This window comes from Verrucomicrobiota bacterium, assembly GCA_016200005.1.
In the GTDB taxonomy this organism is placed as follows: Bacteria; Verrucomicrobiota; Verrucomicrobiia; order Limisphaerales; family PALSA-1396; genus PALSA-1396.
In genome coordinates, this window is record JACQFP010000045.1 from 11,504 (window position 1) to 28,623 (window position 17,120).

A 17,120-nucleotide genomic window follows, 5' to 3' on the forward strand; every position below is an offset into this window, starting at 1 on the left:
CATGACGCGCCATTCGCGGAAGCAGGGAAGCGCCAAAGAAGAACGTCTGGTGTGGTTGCGCGTGGTTAGGATTCGGGAATCCAGCGTCGAAAAGGATTTTGTTTTCATGAGAAGCTGGAGGGTAGCCCTGCTGTCGGTCCTGGGAAAGGCAATAATCGGGCTGCCACGCCGCCAACGCCTCGGATTGAAGGACGGAATAAACTTTATGCCACAGCGTTTTGGCGGTAATCTTCGTTTCCCTGATGAATCGTGGTCAAACAACTTGCGCAGCAACGCCGGGTCGCGTCCAACCTGAGAGCGAAGCATTCCGCCTTCCCGAGTTGCTCGCTCCCGCTGGCGATTGGGAGTGCGCCAAGGCCGCCGTCGAGAACGGCGCGGACGCGATTTACTTTGGATTGGAAAAGTTCAATGCGCGGATGCGGGCGCACAATTTCACCGGTGCCGATCTTCCAAAGCTGATGGAGTTCCTTCACCGGCGCGGCGTGAAGGGCTACGTCACGTTCAACACGCTCGTCTTCGAGAACGAGATGGCGGAGGCCGGGGAGCATCTCCGCACAATGATCGCCGCCGGGGTGGATGCCGCGATCGTGCAGGATGTGGGGATTTGCCGGCTCATCCGCTCGCTCTCGCCAGATTTTCCGATTCATGCCTCGACGCAGATGACGATCACCAGCGCGGCGGGCGTTGAATGTGCGCGCGAACTCGGCTGCAACCTCGTCGTGCTCGCACGGGAGTGTTCGATCAAGGAGGTTGAAAAGATTCGTGAAGCGCAGGTTTCCGTCTCTCAACCTTCAACCCTCAACTCTCAACTTCCGCTGGAAATCTTCGTCCATGGCGCGCTCTGCGTTGCCTACAGCGGCCAGTGTCTCACCAGCGAGGCGCTCGGCGGCCGTTCCGCCAATCGCGGCGAATGTGCCCAAGCGTGCCGCATGCCCTACGAATTGATCTCCGACGGCAAACCAGTTCCGCTCGGCGACCGAAAATATCTCCTCAGCCCGCAGGACCTGGCGGGACTGGAAGTGTTGCGCGAGTTGGTTCGCACCGGAGTGGCTTCGCTGAAGATTGAAGGCCGGCTCAAGACGCCGGAATACGTGGCGAACATCACGCGGATTTACCGCAAGGCGTTGGATGATTTACGATTTACGAATTACGATTTGCGCGACGACCACAATGACGCTCGTCAATCGCAAATCGTAAATCGTAAATACGAAATGGAAATGGCCTTCTCGCGCGGCCTTTACACCGGCTGGCTCGGCGGCATCAACAACCAGGAGCTTGTTCACGCCCGCTTCGGCAAGAAACGCGGGGTTTATCTTGGCGAAGTGCAGAAAGTCTTGCGCGACGCCGTAATCGTGAAACTCGAAGGTTCCCTCAAACCCGGTGACGGCGTGGTGTTCGACGCGGGCCATCCGGACCAGGAAGAAGAGGGGGGGCGGGTGTATGAAATCAGAAACCCGAAATCCGAAATCCCAAACGCGGAGCTACGCTTCGGTCACGATGACATTGATTACTCGCGTGTTCACAGCGGCGACAAGTTGTGGAAGACGGACGATCCAGAGTTGAATCGCAGATTGCGCCAGAGTTTTGCGGGCGAGGCGCCGAAGTTTCAGCGACCCATTGAAATGGAAGTGCACGGGGTCGTCGGCAAGCCGCTCACCCTGATCGCGCGGGATGAGTTTGGCCACGTGGCAAAGTTAGAATCCGCCATGCCGTCGACGCAGGCGGAAAAGCAGCCTCTGACAACGAATCGACTGCGTGAACAACTTGGCCGGCTTGGCGGAACACCATTTAAGCTCGGCGAACTGGAAAATAATCTAGCCGATGATGTGATGCTGCCGGTCAGCGAGTTGAATCGGTTGCGGCGCGAGGCGGTGGTGGAATTGGAACGACAGCGCACGCAGCCCAAGCGGTGGATGCTGACTGGAAAATCCGAAATCCGAAATCCGAAATCCGAAATTGACCAGAGCCTCCTCACGTCGGCTGCTACGAACGCGGAGTTGATCGTCCTCGTCCGCAACCTCGCGCAGCTCGAAGCCGCGCTGAAGTGCGGCGTCACTACGATCTATTGCGACTTCGAGAATCCGAAAAAATATCGCGAAGCCGTGGCCAGTGTGCGGGAGCGGAATCTCTCAACCCGCAACTCTCAACCCTCAACTATTTTCGTCGCTCCACCGAGGATTTTCAAAACGGGCGAAGAGTGGACGCTCCAGCAAGTCCGTTCATGCAACGCCGATGGCTACCTCGTCCGCAACTACGACCACCTGAAATTCTTCGCCAACGAACGGCGCGTTGGAGATTTTTCGTTGAACATCGCGAATTCTTTGAGCGCGGACTATTTCAAGAACAAGTTTGGCCTGGAGCGCGTGACGGCGAGTTACGACTTGAATTTCCAGCAACTTGAAGCGTTATTGCGGACCGCGCCGCCGGAATGGTTTGAGATCACGATTCATCAGCATATCCCGATGTTTCACATGGAGCACTGCGTCTTCTGCGCGTTTCTTTCGAGCGGCAAGGACTATCGCGATTGCGGTCGCCCGTGCGATGTGCACGACTTGAAGCTCCGCGACCGCGTGGGCGCGGAGCATCCGGTGAAGGCGGACGTGGGCTGTCGAAACACCGTGTTCAACTCGCTGGCGCAAACCGGCGCCGAGTATGTGGAGCGAATGTTGGTGCTGGGCGTGCGCCACTTCCGCGTAGAGTTTGTGAATGAAACGCCGGAGCAAGTCACGCAGACCGTCACGAAGTATCGCCAACTGTTGCGCGGCGAAATTACCGGCTCACAACTTTGGCGAGAGTTGAAATTGTTCAATCAACTTGGCGTGACGCGCGGGCAGATGGCGGGTTAGCGGCGGTTGCGCGCCAGTTGCTTCGCCAACCGGATCGCCGAGATCATGCTGGAAGGATTCGCCTTGTTCTGTCCTGCGATGTCGTAAGCCGTGCCATGGTCTGGCGAGGTGCGGATGAACGGCAGGCCGAGTGTCCAGTTCACGCCGGTTTCGAAGGCGATCAACTTCAGCGGTGCCAATCCTTGATCGTGATACATCGCTACGACCACGTCGTAATCACCGCGAAAAGCGTGGTGAAACAATGCGTCCGCGGCGAAGGGGCCGGCAACGTTTAGTAGCCGTCGCCGAGCAGCGTCAACGGCGGGAGCGATGATGGTTTGTTCCTCATCGCCGAGTTCGCCGCCTTCGCCGGCGTGCGGATTGAGGCCGCAGACACCGACGCGCGCGCGCGACAATCCAAGATCCCGGCAGGCTTGTGACGCCAGTTCAATCGCCAGTTCGACTTTTGTCTGCGTCAATTGCCCGGCGACCAATTTCAAAGGCAGGTGGGTCGTCGCCAGCACAACGCGCAGCCAGCGGCCGCGGTCATCATGACCAAGCAGCATCATGGCGGTGCGCTCCGTGCCCGCGAGTTGGGAAAGAAATTCAGTCTGGCCAATGAACGGTTGGCCGCTGCGCAGGATCGATTCCTTGTTGAGGGGCGCGGTGACCAACGCGTCCAGTTCGTGGCGCAGACAACGCTCGGCACCGTCCTTCAACCACGCCAACGCCGCCCGTGCTGCGGCCGGTGAACCGGCGGTCAAACCGGCGGGCAGCGGTTCAGGCAGGGGGTTGTGCAGAATGAAGCGGTCGCCCGCGTTCGCGTCGGAAAGCAGTTGGAGCGGTAGCTTCAGACCGAGCTGGTCATTGAGTCGGCGGGCGCATTCCAGGTCTCCGATCAACAAGTAACGAGTGTCATCCAGTCGTGATTCCGACGCCAACGCCTTGAGCGTGACCTCGGGTCCAATGCCGGTCACGTCGCCCAATGAAATGCCGATCCAGCCAGTCATGGTGAGGGTGATGCGCAGTGCGTGTTGCGCGAATCAAGCTGAAGCAAATCCGTGAAAGTTTCACGTTTCACGCTTCACGTTTCGCGTTTCAAAAATATCTGACGAACGATTTGTTCTTCAGGCGATCGATCCACTTCTTTTGCAGCCGGGCGCGTTCCTGCACCAGGAGGTTCTTCTCAATTTCATCGCGGACTTCACCGAGCGACTTGGTGTGAGCCGGACGCCGGTCCTCCACGAGCATCAGGTAACAAGCGTCAGCGGTCTCAATCACCCCACTGCGCTGGCCGGCTTTGAGCGCGAAGGCGACGTCGAACAATTCCTTCCGCAACACCGGCGAACCGTCCTTGTTAAACTTTTCCACCCAACCCCAATCGCCTCCTTGTTTGGCCTGCGAGCCTTCGGAATGAATCGTCGCCATTTCAGCGAACGAGGCTCCCTCTTCGATCTTGGCCAGGATTTCCTGCGCCAGCTTTTTGGTCGCACCCGCATCATCAGACGAAGCACGGTTCAGCACAATCATGCGCAGCTTGACCTGGTCCTCGACTTTGAAATCGTCCTTGTGCTGGACGTAATATGTTTCGATTTTGTGCGGGGAAATGATGATGGCCGAAGAAATATTCTTCGCCCGGAGCGCCTCAATGATGAACTGTTCGCGAACCCGTTGGCGAAAAGTTTCAGACGTGATGCCCTCGGCTTGAAGGGTCTTGGTCAGAGTCATCCGGTCGCCGTAACGTTTGCGGATGCGATCCTGGATTTCTTCGTCGATGATGCTTTCGGGCAGATTGTAACCGGCGGTCTTGAAATCGTGCAAAATGAGTTGGTGCTCCACGAGTAGTTCGGTGCGGTTCTCTTTGAGCTTGCCGACCTTTTCCTCAAGAAGTTTAGGCTGGGTGCGGTACTGTCGTATCAATAAATCGACTTCGGGGGCGACCGAACTTTCCACCTCGTCCATTGTAACGATGGCGTCGTTGACGATCACGGCAATGGCGTTCACCAATTCCGCCCGGACACCTGGACCAGAGGCAAGAATAATTCCGGTCAACAGCAGGATGTAAAGAATTCTCATGCGCAATATGCTTGAGACTAAGGAACGTTCCTGTTCGGGTCAAGAAACGTACAGAGGGAATTTCTGTCGCCTTTTGCGATCCGAGATTCAACGTTGACGCCGGGCGGCGCTCTGTTAGCTTCATTCCATGAATTCAGGCACTCCTCGATTTAGCAGCGCGTGGGCCGGGATGTTCTATCATCTCCCGGCCCGTTGCTGCTTGTGGCTGTGTTAGACTAAACACTCAACCTTTGCCGCAGGTCGCCACCTGCGGTTTTTTTGTGGAGACCCGGCCAGCACCCAAAAAATTATGATCATTGTCCTTCGCCCGAACATTCCGAAAAAAGAAGAAGCCGCCGTGCTTAAGGAAATCCGCAAGCTCGGCTACAAACCGCACATCATGCGAGGAGTGGCGCGGACGGTCATCGGTGCCATCGGCGACGAGCGCACCCACCAAAGCCTGGAAACCCTCACCTCCTGGAAGCAGGTGGAGAGCGTCATGCCGGTGCAGAAACGTTACAAACTGGTCAGCCGCGAGGCGCATCGCACCGGTTCGACCATCAATGTGCGCGGGAACATCATCGGCGGAAAGAAAGTCCAGATCATGGCCGGACCTTGCTCGGTGGAGAGTGAAAGGCAACTGCTCTCCACGGCCAAAGCCGTGAAGAAGGCCGGCGCGACCATTCTGCGCGGCGGCGCTTTCAAACCGCGCACCTCCCCCTACGAATTCCAGGGACTCGGCGAGAAGGGATTGAAGCTGCTGGCGAAGGCGCGCCACGAAACCGGCCTGGCCATCATCACCGAACTGCTTTCCGAAGACCACGCCGACATGATCGCCGAATACGCTGACATCATTCAGATCGGCACACGCAACGCCCAAAACTTTCAACTGCTCATCGCCGCCGCACGCACCGGCAAACCCGTCTTGCTCAAGCGCGGCCTTTCGATGCGCATTGAGGAATGGATGCTGGCCGGTGAATACATCCTGGCCAACGAAAATCCGAATTTAATGTTTTGCGAACGCGGCATTCGCACCTTCGAATCTTACACGCGCAACACGCTCGATCTGTCCACCATTCCCATCATCAAACAGGAATCGCACTGTCCCATCGTGATCGATCCCAGCCAGGGCGCGGGCCGCTCCGACCTGGTGTTCGCCATGTGCAAGGGCGCCGTCGCCATGGGCGCGGACGCGCTATTGATCGAAGTGCATCCCAACCCGGCCGAGGCTTGGAGTGATGGCGCGCAACAACTTTCCCTCGATGGCTTTGCCAGGCTGATGCAGGAGTTGAAGCCATTCATCAGCGCAGCCGGTCGGGAGTAAATCCAAAATTCAGACGGCTTGTCGAAGCGGACGGATTCGGATCGCGAAATGCAGTTGCAAAAACATTTAGTCCCCTGCCAGGGAAGCGGTCTGACGCCATCGCGCGCAGCGCATTCCCCCAGCAAGGGACTTTTCCTAACCGATGGTTTTCCGGCAACGCCGAGGCGGTGACGGACCATGTTTAGTTCTTTCCTGTCAGGACAAATTTGAATTGGCATCGATCAGACTGGGAGCTGACCGCGCCTGTTTCTCAGCTCGGGTTTTCCCACTGCCCGTCAGCAACGGACTCAGAGACCTGCTCGCCAACATGAAACCCGCGCTCGTCCTGATAACCCACCGGAGCCGACACAACCGCAAACAACTCGGCAATCAGCCCGCTGGCGAAGATCGTTCCGGCTACGATTATCAAGGTCTCGTTCATCTCAGATCCTTTACCAGCAACACGAGTGCCAATGTGAAAAGTGAGTAAATCTGCGAGTGGCGACTGGCGTCGTGTCCAGTTTCGGAAGATCGGTTTCGTGTTCAAGACAGCGCAATCCCTCCCAATCGCGTTCAAGGAAGTGAATGTGGGTTTACAGAAGTTGCCGGAGGGACACAGCAAAGCATGTCCGCTTGTCGTTACAAAGAAAAGGGCGGCAGGGAGATCTGCCGCCCGTTGAAAACAACTCGTGTTCTATTTCGCCCGCAAGATGTCGCGGATCTCGGTCAGAAGTTTTTCCTCTTTGGTCGGCTCTGGCGGTGCGGCGGGAGCGGGGACCGGTTTTTTCATCAACGTGTTCATGCCTTTTACAACCATGAAAATACAAAACGCCACGATGACAAAGTCGATTACGGTGTTAATGAACTGGCCGTAGGCGATGACTGCCGCGCCAGCGTCGGTAGCGTCAGCCAAGGTTTTGACTGCGCCTTTCACCTTGGTTAACTTGTCTGGATCGAGGTTGATGAAAAGGTCTTTGAAATCCACTCCGCCCATCATCTTGCCGATCGGCGGCATCAAAACGTCCTTCACTATCGAAGTAACAATCTTTCCGAACGCGCCGCCGATGATGACACCTACCGCCATATCGACGACATTGCCCCGCATAGCAAACTCTTTGAATTGTTTAAGCATAGACATAGTTGGATTCCTTTCGCATTGGAGGTCCGCGCGTAGCATGCGCAAAAGGTCATGGGGAAGCAAGCCCTGAACAAGGAAAGTTGGATTCTTTGGCCCTGCCGCGCAGCAATTACTCAGTTGGTTTCCGATCCAACAACACGACACGCACGCCGCCTTCTTTCGGTTTGGCAAAATTATTAAGCAGGTTCGAGTTGGAAGCAGGAGCGCCTGGTTGTTGCGACTTTGCCTGGCCGCTTTCAGGATCGAGCGCCGAACGCAATGCGCCTTCGACGAGTTGCGCGCAATGAATTTTCATCGGCGGCAACGGCCCTAGTTCGCCGGCCAACTCTTCGGTTTTCATTGCCAGTGCCTCTTCCGCAGTTTTACCGCGAATCAACTCCGTGGCGAGACTGGCCACGGCGATGGCGGTCTCACAACCGAAGGACTGAAACGTGGCGCGGTCGATGACTTTCTTGCCCTTCTCTTCCTTGTATTTGATCCACATCCGCAGCATCTCGCCGCACTCGGAATTGCCCACCGTGCCGATGGCGTCCGCGTTCGGCAGTTCACCCATGTTCTGCGGGTTTGCTATCGCCTGCTGAATTCGTTTCTGTAGATCGTCGTTCATTTTTGAAATGGAGTGTTGGAGTATTGGAGTGATGGAACATTGGCAAAGCAATGCTCCACCACTCCATCACTCCACTACCCCAGCTTGTATCTCCGCATCGTCGTATCCACTTCCTGCGCCCAGGCGTCGATGCCGCCGCGCAGACACCTCACGTTGGTCAGACCGTGCCCCATGAAATAGGCCGCGGCGTCCAAACCTTGCTTGCCCTGATGGTCGATAACCACTAGCGGACGTGAGTTCGTTCCTTCCGCCATGATTTCCTGCGTCACAGGTTGCGACATCAAAACCGCGCCGTTGATATGCACCGCTTCGAATTCCTCGCGCGACCGCACGTCGAGCAAACGGACCGTTTTGTCGCGTTTCAGCAACTCGGCTAGTTCCTTTGGCTCGATCAGAATCTTCGCGTCCTGCTCATGGCTGGTTTTGATGTGCTCCAAAACCTCGTCCACGTTCTTGATACTGTTTCGCTGACAAACTTGCTCCAACGTTTCCGTCGGTTGAAACCCGCAACTGGCGCATCCGCCGATGTGGTAACGGCGGAACAACGCCCGTTGCGCGCCAGGAAATACTTCGAGCACCTCGCTCATGGGCGACTGCGGACCGATGGGTTCTGTTGTCATGGCTTTCTGTTACACAATTCAATCAATTTCCAAAAAACTTCTGAATCTCCTGCACCACTTCCACAAAGCGATCTACCTCGGCTTTGGTGTTGTAAAAATAAAAACTCGCTCGCGCCGTTGATTCGACGCCGAGTTTCCGCATAAGCGGCTGAGTGCAATGATGTCCGCCGCGCAACGCGATGCCGCGTTGGTCTGCTACGGTCACAACATCGTGGGCATGCACGTCTTTCAATAGGAAGCTCACCAGCCCAGCCCGGCCGGTCTTAGGCCCGAACAGTCGAATCGCATTGATGCTCCTCAGTTTTTCGTAGGCGTAGTTGGCCAGTTCCTGGTCGTGCTCGAAAATATTTTTGCGCCCGAGATTGTCCAGGTAATCCATCGCCGAGTGCAAACCGATGGGGCCGGAAATGTCCGGCGTGCCGGCCTCGAACTTGTGCGGCGCGCGTTTGAACGTGGTCTTGTGGAAATCGACGCTCAAAATCATTTCGCCGCCGCCTTGCCACGGCGGCATGCCGTCGAGCAGTTCCTGCCGCCCATACAGCACACCGATGCCGGTCGGGCCGCAGATTTTGTGACCGGAAAACGCGAGAAAGTCGCAGCCGATCTCCTGCACATCTACCGGGCAATGTCCGGCACTCTGGGCCGCATCGACCAGCGTGAGGATGCCACGCTCGCGGGCGCGCTCGCAAAGTTTCGCCACGGGATTCACGGTGCCGAGAGAATTGGATATGTGCACCATGGCGAACAGCTTGACCTCGCTCGTCAAAAACTCGTCGATCTCGCGCAGATCGAGATGACCTTCGTCACCGGTGACAGGCAGGTAAACCAGTTTGGCGCCGGTGCGTTCGGCGAGCAGTTGCCACGGCACGATGTTGCTGTGATGCTCCATCTCCGTGAGCAGGATTTTGTCCCCGTTCTTGATGTTCCTCGGTCCCCAGGCTTGCGCAACCAGATTGATGCTTTCCGTGGTGCCGCGGGTGAAAACAATTTCCTCAGCGTTGCGGGCGTTGATGAATTCGGCTGTGCGCGTGCGGGCCGCTTCAAATCCCGCCGTGGCGCGATTGCTCAACTCGTGAATGCCGCGATGCACATTGGCGTTATCGCGCTCGTAATAGTTGGTCAGCGCTCCAATAACCGCGCGCGGTTTCTGACTCGACGCCGCGTTGTCGAAATAAATCAGCGGATGGCCATGGACTTTCTGGTTCAGAATCGGAAAGTCATCGCGCAACGATTCCCAATCGATCGTTTTCTTCACGGTTCTTGGTTCTGTTGTTTCGGCGATCATCGGTCCATTTCTCCATCACTCCAATCCATCACATCAACCCCAACTGCAACTTCGCCGCTTCCGTCATCATGCCCTGATTCCACTGCGGCTCCCACACCAATTCCACATTGGCTTCGTCGATTTCCTCGATCGACAGCAGCCGGTTCTGCACGTCTTGCGCGAGCGTCGGCCCCATGCCGCAACCCGGCGCGGTCAACGTCATCTTCACGTCGGCCTTGTAACTGTTGCTCGCGCCGATGGGCGTCAAATTGCAATCGTAGATGAGGCCGAGGTCCACGACGTTGACCGGGATTTCCGGGTCGTAACACGTTTTGAGCTGGTTCCAGACTTCCTTTTCCAGATCCTCTTTGCCGCGCGGCGCGCCGGCAGACGCGGTCGGTTTGGCCGCGATTTCAAGACCGAGTGCGTCGGCGTCCTTGCCGTCGATACGGAACATGTTGCCGTTGACGACGACGGTGTAGGCGCCGCCGAGCGATTGCGTGACGTAAGCCTGCTCGCCCTTTTGCAGCGTGACCTTTGTGCCGACGGGGACGACGGCGGCCTCAACGTCGCGGCTTAAGATTTTTGAATCGTTGTTTTGCATAATCGAAACATAACAGGTTCGTCGTGCTCTGTCGTTTAATAATCACGATTTAAGTAGAGCCGCCACATAAAGTCTCGGTCGCGACAAGTCTGTTTCCAGCAATTCCATGTTGTCAAATATTCCAACGATTCTGAAGTTCTTTTCCGCCAATAAATGTTCAAGTTCGGCGGGAAAAAACAAACGGTACTCGCAAAAGTCCTCGGCAGCAACCTGGCCGGAAATGTTCCATGTTCGACTTCTCACTAAAAGTTGCCTAGGGCGGTCAAAGCTATTCACTGAAACAGCATGCGCTGAAAAATCCAGCGAGTTCACTTTGAACTCGACGTACTTTTGAAAATGGTCGCTGCCAAGATAACTCGATCCATTGTTGATATCGAGGAAGAGCAAGGTGCCGGCGTGCGAATGCACCACGAAGGTTTCAAGAGTTTTCTCAACGTCGGCGTTTGACAGCGCGTACATGAAGGTCGAACCCATGCACAAGATGGCATCAAAAGTCCGCCCCAAACGTATGGTGCGCATGTCGCCAACCTGAAGACGCAGGTGCGGCCGTCGTTGCTGAGCGTACTCCACCATCGCCTTGAGGTAATCAACTCCCCAACATTCTCGATAATCACGAGAAAGCGCATCCAAGTCTCGTCCTGTTCCGCAGCCGATGTCCAAGATTGAAGTTGGTGGTTTTCGCAAGAAGCGTGAAAATATGCGCCGGCACATATTCGGCGTTTCCTCATTTGGTTCCGGATAAACCAACTCGTAATACTGCGGATTTCTGTAGAGGAAATTCTTTACCTTTGCGTCCATGCGCGATCGTTCATAAAACTGAGCTTAGCCATCTCGTCACATATCCTCCGTCTCCGTGCTCACCGGCTCCTGCTTGCCTTCGACCGCCGCGACCACCGCGTGCCACGGCAGGATGGCGCATTTGACGCGCGCAGGAAACTTATGCACGCCGGCGAACACTGCCAGCTTGCCAATATCACCGCCGTTGACATTCCCAGTCGTCACCATGTCGTGGACTTTGTCGAACAGCGCCTTCACTTCGGCCTTGGTTTTGCCCTTTAATGTGTCGGTCAGAATCGAAGCAGACGCTTTCGAAATCGCGCAGCCCGAACCTTGGAAGCTGAGGTCTTTGATCACGTCGCCATCCATCAAGGCATAAATCGTGTAGTTATCGCCACAAAGCGGGTTGTGGCCTTGCGCCGCGCGGTTCGCGTTTTCCAGCTTGTGGAAATTGCGCGGGCTTTTGCTGTGGTCAAGAATGACCTGCTGATAAAGGTCTGTTAAATCGTCGAACATGGTGGAAAAGCATCCAAGCACCCAAGCACCCAAGTACCCAAGTACAAAGTTTGGGTGTTTGGGTATTTGGGTCCTTTGGTATTTTGGTAATTCATTTCTTCTCCGCCAGATGCGGATTTGCCTCCAGCCGCTCCCACACGAGCTTGTCCAATTCCTCGCGCGCCGGTTCGCATTTCACGCGGTCGATGATTTCGCCGGCGAAGGCGTGCATCAACATCCGCCGCGCTGTTTCCAATCCAATGCCGCGCGCGCGCAGATAAAAAATGGAATCCTCGTCCATCTGGCCGACCGTCGCGCCGTGTGTGCATTTCACGTCGTCAGCGTAAATCTCCAATTGCGGTTTGGTATCGACGGTCGCCTCGTCGGAGAGCAGCAGATTCTTGTTGGTTTGCTTCGCGTCGGTTTTTTGCGCGATTTGCTGCACGAGAATGCGTCCGTGAAATACACCCTTCGATTTGTCGTCGAGAATGCCGTTGAAATACTCGTGGCTGGCGCAATGCGGTTGTGCGTGCTCGACGATCATGTGATGGTCGGCAAGCTGTTCGCCCTTGGTCAGATAAAGCCCGTTCAAAATACATTCGAGGCCTTCGCCAGCGAGGTTTGTGCGAATGTCGTTGCGCGAAAGCCGCGCGCCGAGGGCGATCGAATGTGAAATGAAACTGCAGTTCCGGCCCAGGTGCGAATGGAGCGTTGCCAGATGAAACGCAGCGAGACTTTCATCCTGAAATTTCAAGTGCTCGACCACGGCATTGTCGCCAATGACAAACTCGGTGACGGCGTTGGTGAAGTAAGGCGCGTCCACGGTGCTGACGTAACTTTCGATGACGGTCAGCCGGCTTTGTTTCTCCGCGATGATCAAATTGCGCGGATGCGTCGTCGCACCGCTCTCTTTGGCCGTGGAAATAAAAACCAGTTGGATGGGTTCGGTCACGATCTGTCCGGCGGGGACGTGGATGAATGCGCCGTCCTGAAAAAACGCCGTGTTGAGCGCAGCGAAGGCGTTCTCGTCGCTTCGGGCGTAACGGGCGAGGTGTTTTTCAATCAGGCTGGAATCGCCGGCCAGTGCCGCGGTGAGGCTGCTGACTCTTACGCCATCGGGCAGCGCGCCAACCGTGGATAGCTCTTTTGAGAAATGGCCGTTGACGAAGACGAGCCGACTGCCGCTCAGACCAGCGAATGTAAACCGGCTCAAGGTTTCAGTCGTGACGCTGATGTCGCCGTCTTGCAAAACTGGTTTGAACGGGAGTTTGGTGAGGGGAGCCACATTGGTGAAGCGCCAATCCTCGAGCCGGGTGGTGGGAAACCCGAGTTCGGCAAAGCGGGCGATGCCGGCCTTGCGAATCGGGAAGAGCCACGAGGGGTGTTTCGCCTCCTTCTCGAATCGCTCGAATTTCTCCAGGAACGGATCGGTCGCCTTCATGTCCAGTCTGTCAGTCGCTTGAACCATATTGCTGCGCGTTTCAATTGTGTTTCGCAAGCTTGTTAACTTGCAGTATTCATGTTCCCACGCGGCACCGCGCAACGCAAGCAGATAGCCGTTTAGATTTTTCACCCAGGGGGAGTCGTGAGTAAGTGATTTCGATTGAGGCGCTCGATGGAAATGAAATTGGCGCTCCAAACACCGCTCCGTCGATCAACGAAACCGCCTTCTGACCATTCGAAAGTCAAGGAATGTGAATCTGGTAGAAGGCCAGCCAGCCGGTCGTATCTTTGGAGCCGACGTCCACTTCGCGCGAGCGATACCAACTGACGTGCCCATCTTCGAACAGGAAATTCCCACCGAGCGGTTCGCCACTTCGGATTGTGTGACTGGAAAGCGATGCCGAGCCGCCCCACCCCCCCGGATTTACCTGGGCATTTTTCCCATCCGAGCCGACGGTTCCTGCGGCCAGTTTCAGGTCCATGAGCACGGGCGCGTTTTTGAAATCAGCACCCAACTTCTTTTTGTAGGCCCAGCCTCCCAGACCCAGGCTGTTGTAATTCCACTTGGAACCGTCAACTCGATGGGGCAAATAGAAAAATCCACACAGGACCCGCCCATTACCGTCAACTATGACACCATCGGCATCCCGGAGATACTTTTGCGTTGGGCAAAAAATCACGTGGAACTGGCTTTTGTCAGCGCCGCGTTCTTGTTTGATAAGGTAGTCGGCCCAAAACTTCTGAACCGTTTTGCCGCACCAACTCACATCGATCCCATCGGTGTTATCCGGGAAGAAAGTCCGATTATCGTTCCCATACAGATTCAACGCGACGCCCCATTGCCGCATGTTGCTTGTGCAAAGCGCCTTCTTTGCCGCAAACCTGGCCTTGGCCAGAGCCGGTAAAAGGAGTCCAGCCAGAATGGCAATGATGGCAATGACGACCAACAACTCAATCAACGTGAAGCCTCCGGTCGCGGACGAACAAGTTGCGGGCCGCTCGGGCGTTATCAGACGAACGCTTGGTCTCTGGGTGGCGCTCATATCAATCTGGTGCCGGGTTATGAGACTCTATAACATGCCCCGTGCAAAGGTGTCAATCTCCTGACCAATTTCTTGTCGCGCTCAATGATCTTTGCTACGCGACGGGAATCATGAAATCAAAGTCGCCTTGCCAGACGTTCGGCAAGCCGTTGCATGGCGGGGGAGTGATCGAGCGGGTCCAAACGCACTTCCAACAAGCAAAATTCTTCCGCATGAGCTTCAGCTTCGTTGAGCGCGAGGTCCAATTCCTCCTCGGTGCGGACAATGAACCCGCGCCCGGCCCCGAGTATTTCCGGAACGCGACTGTAATGCCACGGCCAGAGGTCGTTGTAGGCTCCGTCCTGCATGTGGCGTTCAGTGCCATATCCGCGATTGTTCAACACGATCACAACCGGATTGAGATTGTAGCGCGCGGCGGTGGCCAGCTCCATGCCGGTCATTTGAAATGCTCCGTCGCCCACCAGCACCAGCGGTCGCAATTTGGGATTGGCCAGTTGCGCGCCAATGCTCGCCGGCACCGCAAACCCCATCGAAGCGTAATAAGCCGGCCCAAGAAATTCCGTGCGATGGCGGATGAACAGATCGGCGGCGCCAAACAACGCATCGCCGACATCGGCGACCACGACGGTGTTGTCGGACAAGAAAGCGTTGAGCCGTTGAAACAACCGTTGGACGGTGAGTCTCCTTTCTCCACGTTTCAACTTAAAGTCGTTGACCGGCGTCGGACGCGGAATTTTGTTCAGCGACCTGCGACGCAATCCGGCGCGCAGCAGTCCGCGCACGAAATCCTTGAAGCGCACATTCTCGTAAGTGTGATAGCGCAGCGCCAACTTCTCGCTCGTGGCGTAAATCGATCGGGCGGGATCGAGTCGCGCGGTGAACACGCCGAGATTGATGTCGGTCATGAACGCCCCCAACATGATGACGCAATCACTGTCTTCGACATAGCGGCGCACATCGTCGCGACCCATCGCGCCTTCATAGACGCCCAGGTAAAAGGGATTTTGTTCACCGATGACGGATTTCCCGAGCAACGTGGCTGCCACGGGAATGTTGGTTTCTTGAGCGAGCTTCAGCAGCGCGTCTTGAAGGCCGAACCGATGCACCTCCACGTCGGCGAGGATGACCGGTTTGCGCGCGGAGTTGATCATCGTTCGCGCTTCGGCCAGCGCCGCGCGCAAAATCTGCGGATCGCTGGCTTCATGGATTTCCGGCGGCCGGTGATGCGGGATGCCCGGCACGGAGACGAGGTCACGCGGCAATTCGATATAGACCGGCCGCTTGTAACGCAACGCCGTGTGCAACACCCGGTCGATTTCCTGAAACGCCGTTTGCGGATCGCTCAACACCGTTGAAGCCGCCGTGAGTTGTTCAAAAACTTTCTTTTGCGTGTCGAACTCGCGCACCTTGTGATGCAGGAGTGGATTTTTTTCGCGCTCCTTCATCCCCGGCGCGCCGCTGATGACGACGACGGGCGACTTCTCCGCAAACGCCTCGGCGGTAGTGTTGGCCACCTTCAAACCACCGACGCAGTACGTGACGCATACGGCACCGAGGCCCTTCACGCGCGCGTAAGCGTCGGCGGCGAAACCGGCGCCCTGTTCATCGCACGTGTTGATGATTCTCAGCTTGCTGTGTTCCAGCAGGTCGTAGAAGCCCAGCACGTAATCGCCAGGAATGCCGAACACGTGACGCACGCCGTGCGTGTGAAGTTGTTGGATAAGATACTGGCCAATCGAAATGGAGTTTCTCATCGGGCTCTTGCAGGAAGACTAACATACCCAGCCTCAGAGGTCAAAGCGCGCCGTGAATCAGATTTTCAACGCGCGGCCTTGCCTTCGTGCCGGCATTCCGCAATGGTTATTGCGTAATTGAATCATGCTCACTGAAGACGACATCAAGAACGCGCTCAAGACGGTGAAATATCCCGGCTACAACCGCGACATCATTTCCTTTGGACTGGTGCAACAAATCGCGGTGAGCGGCGGCGCCGTCAGCGTGACGCTGCAATTGACCACCGCCGATCCGAACGTCGCCCAGCAAATCAAAGCCGACAGCGAGCGCGTGTTGAAGGCATTGCCGGGCGTCAATCAAGTGATCGTCGAGATCATGCGGCCGGCCGGACAGCAGGCAGCCGCTGCGGCGCAAAGCCCGTGGTCACAGCAGAACAAAGTGCCCGGCATCAAAAAAATTGTCGCGGTGGCCAGCGGCAAAGGAGGCGTCGGCAAATCGACCGTTTCCGTAAACATTGCCTGCGCCCTCAAACATCTCGGCGCGCACATCGGCCTGCTGGATTGCGACATCTACGGTCCGAGCATTCCATTGATGATGGGTATTCGCGAACGGCCGACCATCAGCGCCGCCGAAAAAATGGTGCCGCCCGTCAACCACGGCGTGAAATTGATGAGCATGGGCTTTCTGCTGGACGGCGATGCGCCGGTGATCTGGCGCGGGCCAATGATCGTGAAAACCATCCAGCAGTTCTTCATGCAAGTGGAATGGGGCGAGTTGGATTATCTGCTCGTTGATCTTCCGCCCGGCACCGGCGACGCCCAACTCACGCTTTGCCAGACCGTGCCGCTGGACGGCGGCGTCATCGTGACAACGCCGCAGGAAGCGTCGCTGGGCGTCGTAAGGAAAGGCATCGCCATGTTTGAAAAAGTCAACGTGCCCATCCTGGGCATCGTGGAGAACATGAGTTACTTCACCACACCTTCCGGTGAGCGCGTGGAGATTTTTGGGCACGGCGGCGGGCGGGCGGAAGCCGAGCGCAAGAAAGTTCCCTTCCTCGGCGAAGTCCCGTTGTTTACCGAAATTCGCGTCGCCGGCGACAAAGGCGTGCCGCTGGTGGTTTCAGCGGCAAACGAACCGCCCGCGCAAGCGTTTGTCCGCGTTGCCGAAGCGCTAAGGCAAGCACTGGGGACTTAAACCTTAATCTTGATGTTT

The 17,120-nt window shown here is 56.4% G+C and carries 16 protein-coding genes; 3 read left to right on the top strand and 13 right to left on the bottom strand.

What is annotated here, in order from left to right; all coding sequences use genetic code 11:
• Nucleotides 1-242 precede the first annotated feature (242 nt).
• A complete protein-coding gene (locus tag HY298_15670; protein MBI3851693.1) occupies nt 243-2,846 on the top strand; it encodes a U32 family peptidase in 2,604 nt (867 codons plus the stop codon).
• Here HY298_15670 and pdxA read toward each other — a convergent pair.
• The gene (pdxA, locus tag HY298_15675) at nt 2,843-3,835 is read right to left on the bottom strand and encodes a 4-hydroxythreonine-4-phosphate dehydrogenase PdxA (protein ID MBI3851694.1); all 993 of its coding nucleotides are present in this window, start codon (nt 3,833-3,835) and stop codon (nt 2,843-2,845) included. The two genes, HY298_15670 and pdxA, sit on opposite strands and share 4 nt — an antisense overlap.
• Before the next feature lie 88 nt (nt 3,836-3,923).
• Nucleotides 3,924-4,901, bottom strand: a complete 978-nt coding sequence (locus HY298_15680; GenBank protein MBI3851695.1) for a peptidylprolyl isomerase — start codon at nt 4,899-4,901, stop codon at nt 3,924-3,926.
• Nucleotides 4,902-5,190: 289 nt separating this feature from the next.
• Between HY298_15680 and aroF the strand changes: the two genes are divergently transcribed.
• Complete coding sequence (gene aroF, locus HY298_15685) at nt 5,191-6,204, top strand: 3-deoxy-7-phosphoheptulonate synthase (protein ID MBI3851696.1); 1,014 nt, start codon at nt 5,191-5,193, stop codon at nt 6,202-6,204.
• A 250-nt stretch (nt 6,205-6,454) separates the two neighbouring features.
• Here the strand turns inward: aroF and HY298_15690 are convergent, their stop codons facing one another.
• The 11 genes from HY298_15690 to HY298_15740 form a co-directional block, all read right to left on the bottom strand.
• Nucleotides 6,455-6,625, bottom strand: coding sequence for a hypothetical protein (locus HY298_15690; GenBank protein MBI3851697.1), 171 nt, complete (start codon nt 6,623-6,625; stop codon nt 6,455-6,457).
• Between the two features lie 252 nt (nt 6,626-6,877).
• A complete protein-coding gene (gene mscL / locus HY298_15695; GenBank protein ID MBI3851698.1) occupies nt 6,878-7,315 on the bottom strand; it encodes a large-conductance mechanosensitive channel protein MscL in 438 nt (145 codons plus the stop codon).
• Nucleotides 7,316-7,430: 115 nt separating this feature from the next.
• Nucleotides 7,431-7,928, bottom strand: coding sequence for an iron-sulfur cluster assembly scaffold protein (locus tag HY298_15700; GenBank protein ID MBI3851699.1), 498 nt, complete (start codon nt 7,926-7,928; stop codon nt 7,431-7,433).
• Between the two features lie 74 nt (nt 7,929-8,002).
• Nucleotides 8,003-8,515 carry a rhodanese-like domain-containing protein gene (locus tag HY298_15705; protein MBI3851700.1) on the bottom strand — a complete coding sequence of 171 codons (513 nt, stop codon included), beginning with the start codon at nt 8,513-8,515 and terminating at the stop codon, nt 8,003-8,005.
• Nucleotides 8,516-8,570: 55 nt separating this feature from the next.
• Nucleotides 8,571-9,791 carry a cysteine desulfurase gene (locus tag HY298_15710; protein MBI3851701.1) on the bottom strand — a complete coding sequence of 407 codons (1,221 nt, stop codon included), beginning with the start codon at nt 9,789-9,791 and terminating at the stop codon, nt 8,571-8,573.
• A gap of 70 nt (nt 9,792-9,861) precedes the next feature.
• On the bottom strand, nt 9,862-10,416 hold the full coding sequence (gene sufT, locus HY298_15715; protein MBI3851702.1) for a putative Fe-S cluster assembly protein SufT: 555 nt from the start codon (nt 10,414-10,416) through the stop codon (nt 9,862-9,864).
• Nucleotides 10,417-10,458: 42 nt separating this feature from the next.
• Nucleotides 10,459-11,214 carry a class I SAM-dependent methyltransferase gene (locus HY298_15720; protein MBI3851703.1) on the bottom strand — a complete coding sequence of 252 codons (756 nt, stop codon included), beginning with the start codon at nt 11,212-11,214 and terminating at the stop codon, nt 10,459-10,461.
• Between the two features lie 36 nt (nt 11,215-11,250).
• Nucleotides 11,251-11,709 (bottom strand): SUF system NifU family Fe-S cluster assembly protein, encoded by a 459-nt coding sequence (locus HY298_15725; protein ID MBI3851704.1) that lies wholly within the window; start codon nt 11,707-11,709, stop codon nt 11,251-11,253.
• 91 nt (nt 11,710-11,800) lie between these two features.
• Complete coding sequence (sufD, locus tag HY298_15730) at nt 11,801-13,156, bottom strand: Fe-S cluster assembly protein SufD (protein MBI3851705.1); 1,356 nt, start codon at nt 13,154-13,156, stop codon at nt 11,801-11,803.
• Nucleotides 13,157-13,373: 217 nt separating this feature from the next.
• The gene (locus HY298_15735; protein MBI3851706.1) at nt 13,374-14,174 is read right to left on the bottom strand and encodes a prepilin-type N-terminal cleavage/methylation domain-containing protein; all 801 of its coding nucleotides are present in this window, start codon (nt 14,172-14,174) and stop codon (nt 13,374-13,376) included.
• Nucleotides 14,175-14,290: 116 nt separating this feature from the next.
• Nucleotides 14,291-15,928, bottom strand: a complete 1,638-nt coding sequence (locus HY298_15740) for an alpha-keto acid decarboxylase family protein (protein ID MBI3851707.1) — start codon at nt 15,926-15,928, stop codon at nt 14,291-14,293.
• A gap of 124 nt (nt 15,929-16,052) precedes the next feature.
• Here HY298_15740 and HY298_15745 point away from each other — a divergent pair, with 124 nt between their 5' ends.
• Nucleotides 16,053-17,102: an Mrp/NBP35 family ATP-binding protein gene (locus HY298_15745; protein ID MBI3851708.1), complete on the top strand. Its 1,050-nt coding sequence runs from the start codon at nt 16,053-16,055 to the stop codon at nt 17,100-17,102.
• The last annotated feature ends 18 nt before the right edge of the window (nt 17,103-17,120 follow it).